The organism is Companilactobacillus mishanensis (genome assembly GCF_003946505.1).
Lineage (GTDB): Bacteria > Bacillota > Bacilli > Lactobacillales > Lactobacillaceae > Companilactobacillus > Companilactobacillus mishanensis.
The window spans coordinates 379,342-397,767 of record NZ_RHON01000001.1; the positions used below are offsets into that span (position 1 = coordinate 379,342).

Genomic DNA, 18,426 nt, shown 5'->3' on the forward strand with positions numbered 1-18,426 from the left:
GTAAAGTTTTTTTCTTTACACATTTCTTTTTTTAATTACTCTTAAAACGCTTGATCTTCTTCATACGTTTTTTCTTATTCTTTTTATTCTTACGAACCATTGAATGCATGGCCATTTTACCCAAACGACCAGAAACACCATTTCCCATCATTTGATCCATACCATTCATGTTACCTTTACTCATTTGTTTCATCATGTCACGTGATTGCTTGAATTGTTTGATCATTCTATTTACTTCTTGAACAGATCTACCAGAACCTCCAGCAATTCTCTTTCTTCTTGAAGGATTCAATAAACCTGGATCTTCACGCTCAGCAGGAGTCATAGAATAAACAATAGCCTTGAGATGAGAAATATCTTTCTCATCAATATTAATATTAGCTAAGGCTGGATTATTTGCCATCCCTGGAATCATCTTCATAATTTCATCCAGTGGACCCATCTTTTGGATCTGATCCATTTGGTCGATGAAATCATTGAAGTCAAAACTATTTTGTTTGATCTTTTCAGCCATATCTTCGGCTTGTTTTTGATCATATTCAGTTTGTGCTTTCTCAATAAGAGTAAGCATATCACCCATACCTAGAATACGATTTGCCATACGGTCAGGATGGAAAACATCTAATTGATCTAGTTTTTCACCTTGTCCTATAAACTTGATTGGTTTTCCAGTAACGGAACGAATTGATAAGGCAGCACCACCACGGGTATCACCATCTAATTTGGTCAATACTACACCAGTTATATCTAATTGTTCATCAAATCCAGCTGCAACCTTAGCTGCAACTTGACCAGTCATGGAATCAGCAACGAATAAAATTTCATTAGGATGTGCCAATTCTTTGATACGTGTTAATTCATCCATCAGCTTTTCATCAATTTCAAGACGACCAGCAGTATCAATGATCACATAATCGTTTTTATCTTCAGCGGCCTTAGCCAATCCATTTTTTACAATTTCAACAGGATCTTTATCGGTACCTTCTTCATAGACAGGAGCACCTACTTGTTGACCTACTGTTTTCAACTGTTCAATGGCAGCAGGACGGTAAACATCGGCAGCAATAAATAATGGTCTAGCTTTATCGTTGGCCATCAAATATTTTGCTAATTTACCAGCTGTTGTAGTTTTACCAGCACCTTGAAGACCAACCATCATGATGATTGTTGGAATATGTGGTGCTTTGTTTAATGGGACAGCTTCTGTACCCATTAACTTTGTCAGTTCATCATCAACAATTTTAATAACTTGTTGTGATGGAGTAAGACTGTCCATTACTTCGGAACCAAGTGCACGTTCGCGAACTTGTTTGACAAAGTCTTTAACAACATCGAAGTTAACATCAGCTTCGAGTAAAGCCATTCTAACTTCACGCATTACCTGACGGACATCATCTTCTGATAATTTACCTTTTCCTCTTAACGAAGAAAAAACCTTTTGTAGCCTTTCACTTAAACCTTCAAAAGCCATATTTAACTCCTATTACATTTCATTTATTTTTGAAATACGTCTAACCAACTTCAGTAATTCCTTATCACTGGAATACTTTGACCTTACTACATTATTCAACTGACTGGCTATATCGTCAATCTCTTGAGTTCTATCAACGAGCTGCAGGTCCTCTTCAAATCGTTCTAAAGAAGCAACTGAACGATGAATGTTATCCAGGACTGCCTGTCTCGAGACGCCTAATTGTTCAGCAATCTCGCTTAACGAAAAGTCCTCAACATAATACAAGTCCATGTATTTATCTTGTTTTGTAGTAAGTAAAGAATGATAAAAATTATATAACAAATTTATTTTATTTGTTTCATCAATATCCATTTTATTCTCCAGAACCGACGATCAATTCCTTGAATAAGCCATAAATAAATTTCTCAGCATCAAAGTCACGCAAATCATCCATCTGTTCACCTAGTCCAACCAGTTTTACAGGTATATGTAGCTCATTTCTGATTGCTAACACGATACCACCTTGTGAACTGCCGTCAATTTTTGTCAAAACTATTCCTGAAACATCGGTTGTTTCATTAAATTGCTTGGCTTGACTCAAAGCGTTTTGACCAGTTGATCCATCCAATACTAATAAAACTTCTTGTGGAGATTCTGGCAATTCTCTAGTGATAACACGTTTGATTTTTTCCAATTCGCGCATTAGATTTTGCTTATTCTGTAAACGTCCAGCTGTATCAACCAACAGTATATCAAAGTCTTCTTTAATTGCACGTTGAACAGCATCGTATACAACAGAGGCAGGATCGGTTTGAGCAGCCTTAGCTTCAACTGGAACATCCACACGACGTCCCCATTCTTGTAATTGCTCGATAGCTCCAGCTCTGAAAGTGTCACCTGCAGCAAGTAAAACTTTTTTATCTTCTGCTTGATAACGATGAGCTAGTTTTCCGATTGTTGTAGTTTTACCAGCCCCGTTGACACCAACAAATAGAAAGACTGTTGGTGTTTTGTCTTGACTAAAGTGTAAAGAATTATCTTCTTCCTTACCTTCTTCATCGTACATATCAACTAACTTTTGAACGATTACATCAGAAACTTCAGAACGTTTTTTAACATTCTTCAATTTAACTTCTTCACGCAATTCGTCTGAGATTCTCATCGCAGTTTCATAACCAACATCTGATTCAATCAAAAGTTCTTCGAGATCATCAAAGAAGTCCTCATCGACACTTCTAAAATTAGCCAAAAATTTATTGAAACGATCACTAAATGAAGTCCGACTTTTTTTAAGTCCTTCATCATATTCTTGAACATCATCAGTTTCTTCTGCAGCAGTTTCTGAATCTGAATCTGTTTCTTCAGAACCAGACTCTTCAGATTGTTCTTCTACATCTTCTTCTGACTCATCACTTGTATCGATTTCTTCATTTTCTTTTACTGATGAATCCGAAGCTTCAGAAACATCCTCATCTTGAGAATCTTCTGAATTCAATTCATCCGCGCTAGAAGCATTTGATTCATCGGTTTCGGTAACGTCAGATTCATCTGATGATGTTTCTTTATTGTCAGTTGCTGGTTCTGAATCGTTAGACTCCTCTTTAGCAATATCCTCGGAAGCAGATTCAACGTCAGATTCTTTGGATTCTTGACCAACTTCTTGTTGGTCTTTTTCTTCTTTTACTTCTTCATCATTTTTACCAGTAAATGCTTTTTTAATTCTGTCAAAAAGTCCCATGAATTACTCCTCTTCTTTTACCTCAACTGAAAGGATCCTCGAAATTCCAGATTCCTCCATCGTCACTCCGTATAGGCGATTGACATTCATCATAGTTCCCTTACGGTGAGTGATTACGATAAATTCGGTACTATCATCATAACGTTTTAAATAATTTGCGAATCGATAAACGTTTGCATCATCCAACGAAGCTTCGACTTCATCAAGGATACAAAATGGAACGGGATTTACTTTTATAATTGCAAATAACAAAGTAATAGCCGTTAAGGCTTTCTCTCCACCGGACAATAAACTTAATCGTTGGAATTTTTTCCCAGGTGGTTGAGCAATTATTTCGATTCCAGTTTCTAACATATTATCAGGTTCAGTTAAGACCAGTTTAGCACGTCCTCCGGCAAACATTTCAGGGAAAATCACTTCAAACGCTGCTGCGACATCATTGAATGTTTTTCGGAATCTAGTAATAACTTCATTATCCATCTCGGACATGGTATCTAGCAATTGCTGTCTTGCCTGGACCAAATCATTTTGTTGTTCAGTCAAGAATTCATATCTATCTTTAACAGCATCATAATCGTCGATTGCTGAAAGATTGACTGTTCCTAATTCATTAATTCCCATTTTCAGCAAATGTGCTTCATGTCTTAGCTTTTCAGTGTCTATCTCTTCATCTTCGATATCTTGGATTGCCGCTTCATAAGTTATCTGAAATTGTTCAGATAAAGTATCTAGACGAGAATCCATCTGATTAGATAATTTGGTAGATTTAATTGCTAAATTCTCTTGTTGATCTGATGCAGATTTTTGTAATTCAAAATTTCTCTGAGCTTCATCATTTAAAGTTTTTGATTCTTCATCTTTTTGAGCACGAGTATCTTGAAGTTTTTTCAATTCTGTCTTGATAGACTCGACCTGTTCTTCTAATGAAGAAACTTGCGTCTTGATTTCGGAATTGCTTGAATCTAACTGACTTCTTTCTGAATTCAATTCTTTAAGCCTTGATTGTAAAACCTTGTTTTGTTCATCATCAGACGATATTTCAGAATTGAGTCGATCGATCTGTTCTGACTCGTTTTTTTGATTACTTTTAACAACTGCTAATTGCGTTTGGTAATCCTGAACTTGTTTTGTAGTTTGAGCAAGCTCAAAGTCAAAATCGCTTAATAATTTCTGCTTTCTTTCAATATCAGCCTGAAGATCAACTATTCTTTCCTTTAGTCCTTTTGATTCAGAAACCTGTTTAGCAAGGTCATCTTCTATTTCTTGTCTCTCTTGCTGAGTGTTCTTTTGATTGTATTGGAGAGCTTCTTGCTGTTCTTGAAGATGCTTTTGTTCACTTTCAAAGTTAGAAAGTTGTGAATCCAAAGTATTTTTGGAATCATTATATTTTGTCAGACTTGTGCTTACTTCATTAAGTTGATTTCGATATTCGATCAAATTGTTTCGTAATCTTTGAACATTTGACTGTTTTTCATCTAACACATTTTGTTGCTCTGAAAGCTTCTTTGTCAATGAAGAAAGCTCTTCTTTACGGTTCAAAATTGCCGTGTTAACACGTCTCTGTTGACCACCAGTCATTGATCCACCTGCATTAACAACGTTTCCGTCAAGTGTGACAACGCGATATCGACGATTAACTGTTGCTGATACTTTAGTCGCAGCATCAATGTCATGCGCAATCAATAGGTTTCCCAAAATGTTTTCTACAATGTTTGAAACTTTCTGATCAAAATCCACCAAGTTACTTGCTACACCAATAAATCCATCAACATTTTCGGCTTTTGACAAATCATTAGAGTTTATATTACGCCCTTTAATGATATTGATCGGTAGAAAAGTAGCACGACCTCCGTGTTGTTGTCGTAAGTAATTGATTGCTTTTTTGGCAACATTCTCATTTTGGGTAACGATCGATTGGAGTTGATTACCAACGACTGTTTCAATTGCCAATTGATATTCTTGTGGAACACGGATAAGTTCAGCGACTGCACCGATAATTCCACCGATTTTTTCACTATTATTTAAAACATTTTTAGCCCCGTCATAAAAACCAGCATGTTCTTGTTCCATATTTTCAAGGACATTTTTACGCGCCTTGGTTTCTTGCATTCGTTCCAGTAACTGTAAATAGTCTTGATTTTCGCTTTGACCTTTTTCAGTTACATCTTTGATCGACTGCTCCAAAGATTGTGACTTATCCACTAATTCCTGATTATCATCAACAAGCTTTTTAATTTCAGCCTTAGAATTTGTGATTTTTACATTTGAACTATTTAGATATCTAACAACTTCGGCCAATCTTTTCTCTTGCCCAGCAGAAGAGGAAGCAATTCGAGTTAATTGCTTGTTGGAAAACTTTTGTTCATTGCTATTAGAAACTTGCTTCTGTAGTGCTTCAACATACTCATTTCTGGAATCAGTAATGCTCTTGTTGATGTCTGCAGGGGTTTTATCCTGTAACTGTTTAACTTCCCGTAGTTTTTTAGATAGATCATCGATTTGTTTCTGATAGTCTTTAACTTTTAATTGACATTCTTGTAATTTTTTAGTTCTATTTGATTTATCACTCGATAAATCATTTAATTGATTCTGAATTGAACTCTTAGTGGACTCATTAAAACCATTTCTTTCGTCTGAGACAGCGATTTGTCCATTCAATTGCTCTAATGAACGAGTTTTTGAAACCAATTCCGATTGTCTGTTATCAATCGAATTAGCAATTTGATTGATTTGAGAGCGATTATCATTTACTTGTCTGTTGGACGATTTGACCTTCTCATCAATTTTTTGAAGACTAGCTTTTACTTCGTCAAGTTCACGTTGAGTAGCTTTTTTTTGCTCAGATAAGTCTTTGATTTCCAATGCCAATATTTGTTGGTAAAGTGCATCATATTTACCTTTTTGCTCTTGGTAATCTCTGGCAATACTTGCTTGTTCTTTTAATGGTTCCACTTGTTTGGATAATTCTGAAACAATATCAGATACACGATGTAAATTATCAGTTGTATCTTCTAATTTGTTTTCCGCTTGGGTTTTCTTTTGTTTAAAAAGTGCAACTCCAGCAGATTCTTCAATGATCGATCGTCTTTCAACTGGTTTACTATTAAAAATTTCTTCAACACGGCCCTGGGAAATAATAGAAAACGACTGCTTACCCATACCAGAGTCCATAAAAATTTCATTAATATCTTTCAATCGACAGTTTTTATTATTGATCGAAAATTCGGTGTCACCATTTCGAAAAAGTTTACGCTTGATGGTGACATTTTCTTGATCTGACTTTAGTTCGTGATTGGAATTATCGAATTGTAAAGTTACTTCGGCACGATTCATTTGTGGTCTGGTAGCACTACCGGCAAAAATGACATCGACCATTTTGTCTCCACGTAAACTTTTGGCTGATTGTTCACCCATGACCCAACGAATTGCTTCTGTAATATTTGATTTTCCACTACCGTTTGGTCCAACGATACCCGTTATTCCCGATGTGAAATCAATTTTAGTTTTATCAGCGAATGATTTGAATCCGTTGATGGTTAACGATTTTAAAGGCATGAAATAACTCCTATAATTCTTCTAATGCTCTCTTTGCTGCCATTTGCTCAGCATGTTTCTTGCTATATCCAAAGCCCTTTGAGAGTACTTTCTTGTTAACGATAAGTTCTATTTCAAACTTTTTATCGTGGTCAGGTCCTTCTTCGTCTATCACTTGATAATTGATATCGACTTCACCTGCTTGTTGTAACTTTTCTTGAAGATGTGTCTTAAAATCTGTATCTTCAGAAAACTCACCAGATTCAATATGAGGATATACGACCTGAGTTAAGAATTTTTCAACAACGTCATTCCCCTGATCAAGGTACAGGGCACCGTTGAATGCTTCAAAAATATCTTCCAGTAATGTATGTCTTTGACGTGCACCTTGTTTTTCTTCACCACGTCCAATTTGTAAATACTTATCGATCTCAATCTGTTTTGCAAATCTAGCAAAACTGTCAGTTCGAACAATATCTGATCTCAAACGTGTTAATTTACCTTCTGGCAATTCTGGAAAATGCGTAAATAAGTACTCTGAAATATTAATTTCAAGCACAGCATCCCCTAGAAACTCTAATCTTTCATAATCACCGATATTCAAATCACGATGCTCATTGTCATAGGAGGAATGTGTCATTGCTCTTTCGACCAAATTATGATCACGGAATGTAATCCCATAATCTTTTTCTAGTAATTCAAAAAATTTTGGATCAAGCATAGTATGACCTCCTTCAAATACTTATCATTATACTAAATTTTACCTGTAAATAATTGATTAGCCAAAAAAAATAAGACCAATGGCCTTATTTTGTATGATTACTGATGTAAGTTACAGCATCTCCGACTGTTAAAATCTTTTCTGCATCTTCATCAGGAATTTCTGCGCCAAATTCTTCTTCAAGTTCAAGCACAAATTCTACCAAGTCAATTGAATCAGCGTCCAAATCTTTAGTAAATGAAGTTTCCTTTTTGATTGTAGCTTTATCAACTTCAAATTTATCTGCTAATAAAGCAGTGATTTTATCAAAAATTTCTTGTTCACTCATAGGTTCTTCTCCTCAAATATATTACTTTTCTTTATTCATTTTTTCAAAATAAGTATTTGCCTTATTTACTGTGTCGTTAAGCAACATATCATAAATTTGCTTAACTGTGTAGAAAATTGTTTCAACATTGGCTGCACCATGGGCTTTGATAACAGGCGATTTGAGACCCAATAACACGGCCCCACCAGCTCTGGAAGTATCAAACATATCTTTTATACCCTTTAGTGACGGTGCAACGATGGCGGCACCTAGTTTAGTAAAAATACCGTTATCCATCAAGGCCTTTTTTAATTCTTTCAACAGAATTGTAGCGGTACCTTCAGTAGCTTTCAAGGCTGCGTTTCCGGTAAATCCGTCAGTAACGATTACGTCGGCAACTCCAGCTAGTAAGTCCCCTGATTCAACATTTCCAATAAAATTGATTTCTTCAGTATTCTTTAATAGGTCAAAAGCTTCTTTATGAAGAGTATCGCCTTTGTCTTCTTCAGTACCATTATTCAACAATGCAACTCTAGGTTCTTTTATTTGTTTAACATCTGTTGCGTAGATTGAGCCCATTACTGCCCATTGTTGCAAGTATGTTGCTTTTGCTTCAGCATTTGCTCCAACGTCTAAAATGTTAACACCTAGTGGTGAATTTGTGACTGGCAAGGTTGGCATTAATGCTGGACGATCAACCTGTTTGATACGACCAACAATGAAGATACCTGCAGCAAGTAATGCACCAGTATTTCCAAGTGAAAATAATGCATCAGTTTCACCATCTTTAACGGACTTGGCTGCACGAACCATTGATGAATTTTTCTTAGATCTGATTGCTTTAACAGGCTCATCAGTTCCCAAGATTTCTTCATCAGTATGAACAATCGTTATATTCTTTGAATCTTTCAAATACTTCTTGATTTGTTCCTCATCACCGTAAAGGACGAACTCCAAGTCGGACCATTCGTCACGAGCTTTTTCAATACCCTCAACAACAACTTGAGGCGCATTGTCTCCACCCATTGCATCTACAGCTATTTTCATTTATTATTCCTCACTAATCGAAATTATTTATTTGCTCAAATTCAGCACTCAAGAAAGATTTTAACACTTTGTTTTCTGGTTTTTCCAGTTGATTTGAATCCTTAAATATTTGTTCAGCTTCTATTTGGGCTGTTTCCAAAATATTGATATCAGTAATGGGATTCCCAACTTTAAAGTCAGGTAGTCCAGATTGCTTATTACCTAAGAGATCACCAGATCCTCTCATCTTCAAATCTTCCTCTGCCAGAACGAATCCGTCAGTAGTTGAAGTCAGGATTTTCATTCTTTCCAATGCAATATCGTTTTTAGGGTCAGCAATCAAAATACAATACGATTGTTTATCCCCACGACCAACTCGACCACGCAACTGATGCAACTGTGACAAACCGAATCGGTTGGCATCATAGATTACCATTACAGTCGCATTGGGGACATCGACACCAACTTCGATAACTGTTGTCGAAACTAAAACATCAATTTTATGACTACTAAACTCATCCATAACACTTTCTTTTTCATCATTTGGCATCTGACCATGAAGAAGACCAATATGATATTTAGGTGCATATAACTCATTAAATTTATCAAAAATCAATTCAGCATTTTTCAAATCAATTTTCTCAGATTCACTTATCAATGGCGTGACCACATATACTTGTGCATCATCTTGTAATTGCTTCTGAACAAACTTATACATCTGCTCAATTTTTTGACTGCGGATCCAATAAGTTTCAATGGCCTTCCGACCAGCAGGCAACTCGTCTATTCGAGAGACATCCATATCACCATATGTCGTGATTGCCAAAGTTCTTGGGATCGGAGTAGCCGTCATTGCTAAAACATCAGGGTTATTTCCCTTTTCACGCAAAGCTTTACGCTGATTTACACCGAATCTATGTTGTTCGTCGATGACGATAAAACCTAAATTTTTGAACGAAACGCTATCTTGGATCAAGGCATGCGTACCGACAATAACGTTGATCTGGCCATTAGCTATATTTCCAGCAATCGTATCGTGCTCTTTTTTTGTCTGCGACCCAGTAAGGATCCCAACTTTTAATTTTAATGGGGTCAATAACTTACTTATTTTGTCAAAATGTTGCTGAGCAAGAATTTCAGTCGGCGCCATAATAGCCGCCTGATAACCTGCAGTGACAGAAGCTAACATTGCGATTACAGCCACAACTGTTTTACCAGAACCAACATCCCCTTGCAGTAATCGATTCATATGATGACTAGATTTCATATCCGCCAAAATCTCGTCGACAACTTTGCTTTGGGAATCTGTTAATTTAAACGGAAGAGTCGATAAAAACTGATCAACAAAACTCTGATCGTATTTCTCTTCTATTCCGTCACCATCTTGCCTGTCTCGAGCTTTAATACTCTGGATCCCACATTCAAATAAGAAAAATTCTCGAAATTTAGCACTACGCCTGGCAGTTTCACTTTCTGATTCACTGTCTGGAAAATGCATCCCTTTAACTATTTTTTGATCATCTAACAGTTCATATTTCTCACGAATCTCACTCGGAATGACTGTCTGAATGTCATCCTGATACTTATCAAAAGCTTGTTTTATCAAATTAACTAAAGTCTTTTGATGAATATTTTTGTTGACCGAATATACTGAATCAATTGAACCTTCAGAATGAGAGTCTCCAATAACTTTGATTCCAGTCAATGCTCGTCTGGTCTCATTCCACTTTCCATAAACCGCAACTTCGTTACCAGTTTCAAATTTATCCTTTAGCCAAGGTTGATTGAAAAAAGTGATCATAATAGATTCATTTTCAACCAGTATACGGACATTCAATCGGTTTTTTCTATATCCAAAATGAGCGACAACAGGATCGCTAGCAACGACACCTTTTAACAGTATCTTTTCCTGATCAACGGCTTCATCTAGACTCTTTACTTCCATATCCTCGTATCGAAAAGGAAAATAAAATAGTAAATCATAAATGCTCTTGATTCCAAGAGATTTAATTGCTTGCAAACGTTTTGGTCCTACACCTGGTAATGTCGAAACTTCGATGTTTTGTAAATTCATTTTCCCCTCCTCATTCAGAATAATAAAAGTTTATAAATATAATTTTAACACCGATAAATTTAAAATAGCCAATATCCCATTTTAGATATTGGCTATTTTTGAAATAATTTTATTCTACTGCGATCAAGTATGGATATACTGGTTGATCACCTTGATGTACTTCTGTCTCTAAGTCTTCATAATTATCTGAGAGATAATCAGAAATCTTTTGTGCATCGTTTTGATTACCATCTTTACCAACCAAAATAGTAATAGCTTCACTATCTTCATCGATCATTTTATCAAGCATTTTTTCAGTTGCTTGAAGAATGTTTTCATCATCAACAGTAATCTTACCGTCAACGATTCCCATGAAGTGACCCTTTGTGATCTTCAAACCATCAATTTCAGTATCACGAATTGCTTGAGTAACTTGACCACTCTTAACTGTATCTAGAGAATCTTCCATATTTTCTTTGTTCTCATCAATATCAGACTCAGGATTAAATGACAACATAGCAGTCATCCCTTGAGAAATGGTCTTAGTCCCAACAATAGCTACTGGAATGTCTACTAAACCAGCTGCCTGTTTTGCTGCCATTATGATATTACCGTTGTTTGGCAATACAATAGCACGTTTAGCGTTTGAAGACTTGATAGCATCAACGATATCATTTGTTGAAGGATTCATTGTTTGTCCACCACTAATGATGTTTGTTACTCCAAGGCTTTGGAACAATGTCGATAATCCATCTCCAGACGACACGGCAATTACCGCATAATCAACAGGCTTTTGTGGATCAGCTTTTGGCAAATTATTGACGGAAGTTTCTTCATCATCATCAACAATTGTTTCATGTTGAATACGCATGTTATCAATTTTTACTTTGACAAGGGAACCAAATTTGCGGCCCTCTTCCCAAACTTTTCGAGGATAATTCGTATGAACATGGACCTTAACGACCTCATCATCGGATACAACAATCAATGAGTCACCAATTTTACTTAAATAGTCTCTCATCTTGTCATTATCAAATGTTTCATCACTCGTTGCATCTTTGCCTAATTCAACCATCATTTCGGTACAGTAACCGTTCTTGATGTCTTCTGAAGTAAATTGACCTTGAACAGATTGATGATGAGTTGCATTCACCATTTCATCCATTTCAGTTTCATCAGGTGTATGTTCCTCACCCGCTGGAGAAGCTACGCCAGTCAATCCTTCCAAGAATCCTTCATATATAAATACAAGACCTTGGCCACCAGAATCAACAACTCCAACTTCTTTTAAAACTGGTAGTAATGATGGTGTCTTTTCTAATCCGACTTTGGCACCATCAACAACAGCTTGCATCAATTCAGCTACATCGGTACTACTCTTAACAGCTTTCATACCAGCTTCAGAACCGAATCTAGCAACTGTAAGGATTGTTCCTTCGACTGGTTTCATAACTGCTTTATATGCAGTTTTAACACCGTCATCAAATGCTTTCGCAAGATCTAATGCAGACAATTCTTCCTTAGATTCAATACTTTTTGAAAATCCTCTGAACAATTGAGAAGTGATAACACCAGAATTACCTCTGGCACCCATTAATAGGCCCTTAGCCAAAGCTTTACCTAAAACCCCTACAGATTCCGACTCTGATTCATTAACGGCCTTAAAACCGCTTTGAACGGTCAAACTCATATTTGTACCAGTATCCCCATCAGGAACAGGGAACACGTTGAGTGAATTTACGAATTTTGCATTTTTTTCCAGGCGATGTGACGCCACGCGGACCATATCAGAAAATTCTTTCTTAGTAATACGTTCTATACTCAAAATTTCTCCTCCAACCAGCAATTCCTATTTAATATCATCTAAAACTTTAATTCCCTGTACATAAACATTCACAGTGCCAGCTGGTGTTCCAAGCATTGTTTCTAGATTATATTTAACTTTTTCTTTTAAGTTTTTTGCTACTTCGGATATTTTAATACCATATCCGACAATGATATAGACATCAACGGCAAGTTTTTCATCTTCTTGATGAATAACGACACCTCGTGAAAAATCTTCACGATTCAAGATCGTGTTCATGCCATCACGCAATTGATTCTTGCTTGCCATACCAACAATACCGTATATGTCAGCAGCAGCGCCACCAACGATAGTTGCAACAGTATTATTTGATACATCAATTTCGCCATGCTTTGTTTTTATTGTAATTGCCATTATGGATCCTCCTATCTGGATCAATGTACTATAAACATTAAAATTCTATCATAGCAACATTTTTATTGAAAGATTTTCGCCCAATATAATTCGACTATTGATTTAGAACTTTCATTATGGTAAATTAGTCAGGTGATATTTTAAAGAAAACATGTAGCCAAAGGAGGTCGGTCCCATGGCAAAAGATATTATTACAGGCCGTAAGACTGTGTTCGGTAACAAACGTTCACATGCTCTCAATCAATCAAAACGTTCTTGGAAGCCAAATTTGCAAAAAGTTCGTATTTTAGTTGATGGTAAACCTAAACGCGTTTGGGTTTCAGCAAGAGCTTTGAAATCAGGAAAAGTTACTCGTGTATAATCTAATCATTTAAAAAAAGACTAACAATTAATTGTTAGTCTTTTTTTAATGCCTTCTTATCTCGACTTTGAATAACAGCAATTACGCCACTCTCAAAGTTAAAATCAATCGTTGAGTTAACAAACTCATTACTGGCCCAACTGATTGGATGATTTGAACTAAAATCCTTTAGTTGATATTTAGCGTCAACCAAATTCAAGCCTGTAACAGGTCCAAGATTAACAAAACCAACGTATTTCATTTTATTTTCATGATAGATGGTATAGCTACCTGGCCTAAAGAACCGGACTGTATTTGTCTCAGATTTAAAATACATTTTGTCATAAAAAGTTTGAAATCTTTTATCAAATGGAAGAAATAGGTTCACTAAGAAATGATCTATCCTACCACCTGTTGCTCCATAAATATAATATTCATCAGCATCAAACTTTTCATGAGCTGCTAATATGGTTAGTTCTGAATCAGTATCGTCTTTCTCAGGTGGAAATTTTTTGAAACAAGGAATATTCTCTTTTAGCAATTTTTGTTCTTTTTTATTAATCGAATCAAAATCACCAATGGCCATTTTTGGCATCACACCGTGTGAAATAAGATATAAATTGCCACGATCTGCCCCTACCCATTCACCAGGAATGGAGGCTGCATTATTCAGCAATTCATTTGGATATTCACTTGTTGGACCACCTAAAAGAATATTTATTCGTTTCATATTAATTACTCTGCCGCACTTTGTCTTAATTTATCTACCTTTTCAGCAAACTCGGCTTCACTTTCACCATTAAATAAATATGAGCCTGCTACAAAAATATCTGCACCAGCATCAGAACACTGTTTGATAGTTCCAGCATTTATACCACCATCAACTTCAATTTCAAAATCATCTGCTGCTGAAGTTTGTCTTAATTGATCTAATCTTTGAATTTTTCTAAGCATACCTGGAAGGAAACTTTGTCCACCAAAGCCTGGATTGACTGTCATTACCAAAATTTGATCAATTATTGGGAAAAGCTCTTTAACGTTTTCCAAAGGAGTTCCAGGATTAACAACGACCCCTGCTTTGGCGCCTAAACTTTTAACTAATTCAATAGATCTATAAATGTGATTTGTGCTTTCTGTATGGATCAAAACAGTATCTGCACCAGCATCAACGACTGGCTTGATGTATTGATCAGGATTGTCGATCATCATATGAACATCAAGTGGTTTGTCAGTTACTCGTTTCATCCCTTCAATAACACTAGGACTAAAAGACATGTTTGGAACAAAATGTCCGTCCATAATGTCGATGTGGAATAAATCTGCACCGGCTTTTTCTGCCATTTTTACGTCGTGTTCCAAGTTCATAATGTCAGCTGCAAGTATTGATGGAGCGATTTTCTTTGTCATAGGTTTTCCCCCTCAGTATCTCTTCTTGTAAGAATTTATTTCATTTAGAAAATATAAATAATTGTCATAGCGACTTCTCATAATTGTACCAGATTCGACCATTTCTTTGACCTTACAACCTGGTTCATTTACATGTTGGCAGCCTCTGAACTGACAATCAGCGCTGAATTTAACAAATTCAGGAAATAAATTAGGTAGTTCCTCTTTGTCGATCTCAATTAATTCTAGTGATGAAAATCCTGGTGTATCAGCAACCAATCCACCAGCAATCTCAAACAGTGAAACTTGTCTGGTAGTGTGCTTACCACGATTTAAAGTTTGAGATATTGGAGCTGTTGCGATAGATAATTCAGGATTGATGTGATTTAACAGAGTAGATTTTCCAGCACCAGACTGTCCGGTAAAGACAGTAACTTTATCAGTAAAAAGTGCCTCAAGTCGTTTTACCTGCGCATCATTATAACTATCTTTATCTTCAAATATCTCATAATCAGCCTCATGATAACCAGAAAGTGCTTTAATCAAATTCTGATATTCGTCTTCACTGATCAAGTCACCTTTCGTCAAATAGATAACCGGTTTAATATCATTATGCTCAATATTGACCAAAATTTTATCTAACAGATTACTAGAAAATTTAGGCTCTATTGCTGAAGTTACAACAATCGCTTGGTCGATATTTGCTATCGGAGGGCGAACTAAACTATTGGTCCGTGGTAAGAGTTCCATGATATAGCCTAGATCTCCACTAGCCTCGTATGAAACCATATCGCCGACAATTGGCTTTATCCCTCGTTTACGAAAATTCCCTCTAGCTCGCGTACGAACTAACTCGTCACTTTCACTATCAAGAACATCGTAAAATCCACTTATCGACTTGATAATTTTTCCTTCTCTAATCATTTACTACCCACTCACTGAACCACTAAGTATCGTCGAGTTATCTCGCTCCACTGTGTAGTTCCCAGTTTGACCATCTTTTACATTAAAGCTCAATATTAATGGCGTGTCTTGCGTAATACTCATAGTTCTATAAGGTGTTGAAATGCTATGTGATGAATCTCCGAGGTAAACTGTGACCTTATTAGGACTTCCAGTGCCGTCATCTTTATATGGTATCGTGATCGACCTGGACAAAGTCTTAGTATTCCCAGAATTATTATTATCTTTGTCTTTATCTGAGCCATCATTATCGGATGGATCAGTTCCTTTAGAAATTGTTACTGACAATGTTCCGCCAGATGAAATAACACTATTTGCTTCTGGACTCTGGCTGATCAATAGACCTTCAGCAACAGAACTTGAATAAGCATAATTAACATCCAGTTCAACATCGATCTCATTAGCATAGTCTTGAATACTCTTCAAATTGTAACCAGTTAAATCTCGAACATGAATAACCTTTTTCTTTTTAGCACTAGAAGCTTTGGCCAAAGTAAGCGTCAAAGTCTGTTTCTTAGCAACAACTTTTTCACCTTTTTGAACACTCTGTTTCAAAATAGTTCCGGCAGTATAGTTATTGTTTGAAGAATACTTTAACTTGACCGTAAATCCACGTTTCTTCAAATTATCGGAAACGTCTGAGTAATTCTTACCTACCAAGTTAGGCATGGTGTAATACGTTGCACCAAGACTAACAACTAAATTGACCCTTGCACTATTTTTGAGCTTTAATCCCTTGGTTGGAATTGAACGAATAACATGTCCAGCTTCAACATCATCATCATTTTCTTTTGAAATATTTCCAACTTGAAGATTCGAACCTTTTAGCATTACTTTAGCTTGCTTCAAGGTCAAATTACTCAAATCGGGAACAGTAGTTTCTCTATTGCCTTTAACGCCTAAGAAAATCATGAAAATAATCAATAACGCTGCAATAACAGACGCAATAATTATATTCCTACGTTTATTATCTTTACCTTTTGATTCTTCGTGGTTGGTATCCTTTTTATCAGGATCAATAGAGAATATTGGTGGCATAACCTTTGTAGCGCCTAGATCATCATGAACTATCGGTACAAATTTTGCTTCACCGGCACGTTCTGGCAACAAACAAGTATTCAAATCGTCGTACATCTGACTGACAGATTGATATCTTTGTTTTGGATCCTTTGCAGTTGCTTTCAGTACTACGTTTTCTAAGGCTGTAGGTATGTTAGAATCAATTTTCTGTAAATCAGGGACATCTTCCTTAGAATGCTTCAAAGCAACTGAGACAGCTGTATCTCCCTTAAAAGGCACAGTCTTAGCCAAAAGTTCAAACAAGATAATTCCCAGCGCATAAATATCAGAAAGTTCAGTAGCTGATCCTCCACGAATCTGTTCAGGTGACATGTAATGTACTGAGCCTAAAAGTGAATTGGTTCTCGTGATAGAACGGTCACTAAGAGCTAGAGCTATTCCGAAGTCAGAAACCTTCACCTGAATTGGATCTTTTGAATCATCAACTAAAATATTTTCAGGCTTTAAATCACGATGAATAATTCCATGCGCATGTGCTTCAGATACTGCGGAACAGATCTGCTGCATGATTGCGACAACCTCATGATAAGGAATTGGAAAATTATTTCTTATATATTTTTTTAAATTAGGTCCACTGACATATTCAATGATAATGTACTGATTTCCATGATCATTAACAACATCCAATATATTGACAATATTTGGATGTGACAATGTTCCTGTAGCCTTGGCTTCACGCTCAAATCTACGTTTAACTGATTCATCATCCTGTAAATCATAACGTAAAGCTTTAACGGCTACCTTTTGATTTGTTTTAGTGTCGTTGGCTAAATAAACATTGGCCATACCACCTTCGCCAAGAGTTCTAATAATCTCATAGCGTCCTCCAACTAGGTAACCTTTATCCATCTACTTGTTACCCCCGTCTTCCGAGGTAAAAAGTAGAGCCGTAATATTATCACGGCCACCGGCCTGATTTGCTTTTTCGATCAATAGATGGCATTTTGCGTCAAGACTTAGCTTTTGAGAAAGAACACTTTTGATTTCAGCTTCTGTGACCATATTTGTTAAACCATCGGTACATAACAAAATTATCGAATCATCTACATCATCGAAATTTTTGATCCGAGGCTGAACGGTCTGTGAAACGCCCAGTGTTTGAGTAATGATATTCTTCTGAGGATGGTTTTCTGCTTCTTCAGGACTGATCTGCCCTGTCTCAAGCAATTCGTGAACCAATGAATGATCAACACTAAGTTGTTCAAGTTCTCCGTTGTAATAACGATAGCAACGAGAATCTCCAACGTTTACGACCATCATTGTTTTTTCTACAAAGAAAACTCCGACCATCGTTGTACCCATACCACTCAAATCATCGAATTGATTGGAAACTGAGATTATACGATCGTTTTCTTTACTAATTTCCTTGATGACCCATTCGCGGAGGTCATCTAAGTCTGAAATATCTGTCTCCTCAAATGTATGTCCCAAATGTGAAACAGCCATATCAGATGCAACATCTCCACCTCTGTGGCCACCCATACCGTCTGCGACAATACCAAATATAATGCCTTTTTTATTCTTAAAGACATTTACATAATCTTGATTATTTTCTCTAAGTTTCCCAACATCAGTCAGCAATGCATAATCCATTTGTTTTGACCTTA

At 36.3% G+C, this 18,426-nt stretch carries 16 protein-coding genes; 1 reads left to right on the forward strand and 15 read right to left on the reverse strand.

The features are described 5' to 3' along the window. Positions 1-31 precede the first annotated feature (31 nt). From ffh to EKM63_RS01865, 10 genes are all read right to left on the reverse strand, one after another. The gene (ffh, locus tag EKM63_RS01820) at positions 32-1,471 is read right to left on the reverse strand and encodes a signal recognition particle protein (protein WP_125703134.1); all 1,440 of its coding nucleotides are present in this window, start codon (positions 1,469-1,471) and stop codon (positions 32-34) included. Positions 1,472-1,483: 12 nt separating this feature from the next. Further along, on the reverse strand, positions 1,484-1,825 hold the full coding sequence (gene ylxM, locus EKM63_RS01825; protein ID WP_125703136.1) for a YlxM family DNA-binding protein: 342 nt from the start codon (positions 1,823-1,825) through the stop codon (positions 1,484-1,486). Position 1,826: 1 nt separating this feature from the next. Continuing rightward, the gene (gene ftsY / locus EKM63_RS01830) at positions 1,827-3,191 is read right to left on the reverse strand and encodes a signal recognition particle-docking protein FtsY (protein WP_125703138.1); all 1,365 of its coding nucleotides are present in this window, start codon (positions 3,189-3,191) and stop codon (positions 1,827-1,829) included. A gap of 3 nt (positions 3,192-3,194) precedes the next feature. Next, positions 3,195-6,746 (reverse strand): chromosome segregation protein SMC, encoded by a 3,552-nt coding sequence (gene smc, locus EKM63_RS01835; RefSeq protein ID WP_125703140.1) that lies wholly within the window; start codon positions 6,744-6,746, stop codon positions 3,195-3,197. A gap of 10 nt (positions 6,747-6,756) precedes the next feature. Beyond that, positions 6,757-7,446: a ribonuclease III gene (gene rnc / locus EKM63_RS01840; RefSeq protein ID WP_125703142.1), complete on the reverse strand. Its 690-nt coding sequence runs from the start codon at positions 7,444-7,446 to the stop codon at positions 6,757-6,759. A gap of 85 nt (positions 7,447-7,531) precedes the next feature. Next, positions 7,532-7,774: an acyl carrier protein gene (gene acpP, locus EKM63_RS01845; protein ID WP_125703144.1), complete on the reverse strand. Its 243-nt coding sequence runs from the start codon at positions 7,772-7,774 to the stop codon at positions 7,532-7,534. Between the two features lie 21 nt (positions 7,775-7,795). Then, positions 7,796-8,800, reverse strand: a complete 1,005-nt coding sequence (gene plsX, locus EKM63_RS01850; protein ID WP_125703146.1) for a phosphate acyltransferase PlsX — start codon at positions 8,798-8,800, stop codon at positions 7,796-7,798. Positions 8,801-8,813: 13 nt separating this feature from the next. Next, positions 8,814-10,853 carry an ATP-dependent DNA helicase RecG gene (gene recG / locus EKM63_RS01855; protein WP_125703148.1) on the reverse strand — a complete coding sequence of 680 codons (2,040 nt, stop codon included), beginning with the start codon at positions 10,851-10,853 and terminating at the stop codon, positions 8,814-8,816. Positions 10,854-10,962: 109 nt separating this feature from the next. Next, positions 10,963-12,657, reverse strand: a complete 1,695-nt coding sequence (locus EKM63_RS01860; protein WP_125703150.1) for a DAK2 domain-containing protein — start codon at positions 12,655-12,657, stop codon at positions 10,963-10,965. Between the two features lie 24 nt (positions 12,658-12,681). Further along, positions 12,682-13,050, reverse strand: coding sequence for an Asp23/Gls24 family envelope stress response protein (locus EKM63_RS01865; RefSeq protein WP_125703152.1), 369 nt, complete (start codon positions 13,048-13,050; stop codon positions 12,682-12,684). Between the two features lie 175 nt (positions 13,051-13,225). Between EKM63_RS01865 and rpmB the strand changes: the two genes are divergently transcribed. Beyond that, positions 13,226-13,411, forward strand: a complete 186-nt coding sequence (gene rpmB / locus EKM63_RS01870; protein WP_048703405.1) for a 50S ribosomal protein L28 — start codon at positions 13,226-13,228, stop codon at positions 13,409-13,411. 34 nt (positions 13,412-13,445) lie between these two features. On the opposite strand, the gene EKM63_RS01875 is transcribed toward rpmB, so the two are convergent. Genes EKM63_RS01875 through EKM63_RS01895 form a run of 5 tightly spaced genes read right to left on the reverse strand, consistent with a single transcriptional unit; the run spans position 13,446 to position 18,412 of the window. Beyond that, positions 13,446-14,120, reverse strand: coding sequence for a thiamine diphosphokinase (locus EKM63_RS01875; protein WP_125703154.1), 675 nt, complete (start codon positions 14,118-14,120; stop codon positions 13,446-13,448). A gap of 5 nt (positions 14,121-14,125) precedes the next feature. Next, a complete protein-coding gene (rpe, locus tag EKM63_RS01880; protein WP_125703156.1) occupies positions 14,126-14,797 on the reverse strand; it encodes a ribulose-phosphate 3-epimerase in 672 nt (223 codons plus the stop codon). Between the two features lie 12 nt (positions 14,798-14,809). Further along, complete coding sequence (rsgA, locus tag EKM63_RS01885; RefSeq protein WP_125703448.1) at positions 14,810-15,697, reverse strand: ribosome small subunit-dependent GTPase A; 888 nt, start codon at positions 15,695-15,697, stop codon at positions 14,810-14,812. Positions 15,698-15,703: 6 nt separating this feature from the next. Further along, positions 15,704-17,668, reverse strand: coding sequence for a Stk1 family PASTA domain-containing Ser/Thr kinase (gene pknB / locus EKM63_RS01890; protein WP_125703158.1), 1,965 nt, complete (start codon positions 17,666-17,668; stop codon positions 15,704-15,706). Next, positions 17,669-18,412: a Stp1/IreP family PP2C-type Ser/Thr phosphatase gene (locus EKM63_RS01895; protein WP_125703160.1), complete on the reverse strand. Its 744-nt coding sequence runs from the start codon at positions 18,410-18,412 to the stop codon at positions 17,669-17,671. Positions 18,413-18,426: the final 14 nt, after the last annotated feature.

Excerpts from the sequence above, each read along its gene's own strand:
- ffh (WP_125703134.1), bottom strand. The coding sequence starts at position 1,471 with ATGGCTTTTGAAGGTTTAAGTGAAAGGCTACAAAAGGTTTTTTCTTCG.
- ylxM (WP_125703136.1), bottom strand. The coding sequence starts at position 1,825 with ATGGATATTGATGAAACAAATAAAATAAATTTGTTATATAATTTTTAT.
- ftsY (WP_125703138.1), bottom strand. The coding sequence starts at position 3,191 with ATGGGACTTTTTGACAGAATTAAAAAAGCATTTACTGGTAAAAATGAT.
- smc (WP_125703140.1), bottom strand. The coding sequence starts at position 6,746 with ATGCCTTTAAAATCGTTAACCATCAACGGATTCAAATCATTCGCTGAT.
- rnc (WP_125703142.1), bottom strand. The coding sequence starts at position 7,446 with ATGCTTGATCCAAAATTTTTTGAATTACTAGAAAAAGATTATGGGATT.
- acpP (WP_125703144.1), bottom strand. The coding sequence starts at position 7,774 with ATGAGTGAACAAGAAATTTTTGATAAAATCACTGCTTTATTAGCAGAT.
- plsX (WP_125703146.1), bottom strand. The coding sequence starts at position 8,800 with ATGAAAATAGCTGTAGATGCAATGGGTGGAGACAATGCGCCTCAAGTT.
- recG (WP_125703148.1), bottom strand. The coding sequence starts at position 10,853 with ATGAATTTACAAAACATCGAAGTTTCGACATTACCAGGTGTAGGACCA.
- EKM63_RS01865 (WP_125703152.1), bottom strand. The coding sequence starts at position 13,050 with ATGGCAATTACAATAAAAACAAAGCATGGCGAAATTGATGTATCAAAT.
- rpmB (WP_048703405.1), top strand. The coding sequence starts at position 13,226 with ATGGCAAAAGATATTATTACAGGCCGTAAGACTGTGTTCGGTAACAAA.
- EKM63_RS01875 (WP_125703154.1), bottom strand. The coding sequence starts at position 14,120 with ATGAAACGAATAAATATTCTTTTAGGTGGTCCAACAAGTGAATATCCA.
- rpe (WP_125703156.1), bottom strand. The coding sequence starts at position 14,797 with ATGACAAAGAAAATCGCTCCATCAATACTTGCAGCTGACATTATGAAC.
- pknB (WP_125703158.1), bottom strand. The coding sequence starts at position 17,668 with ATGGATAAAGGTTACCTAGTTGGAGGACGCTATGAGATTATTAGAACT.
- EKM63_RS01895 (WP_125703160.1), bottom strand. The coding sequence starts at position 18,412 with ATGGATTATGCATTGCTGACTGATGTTGGGAAACTTAGAGAAAATAAT.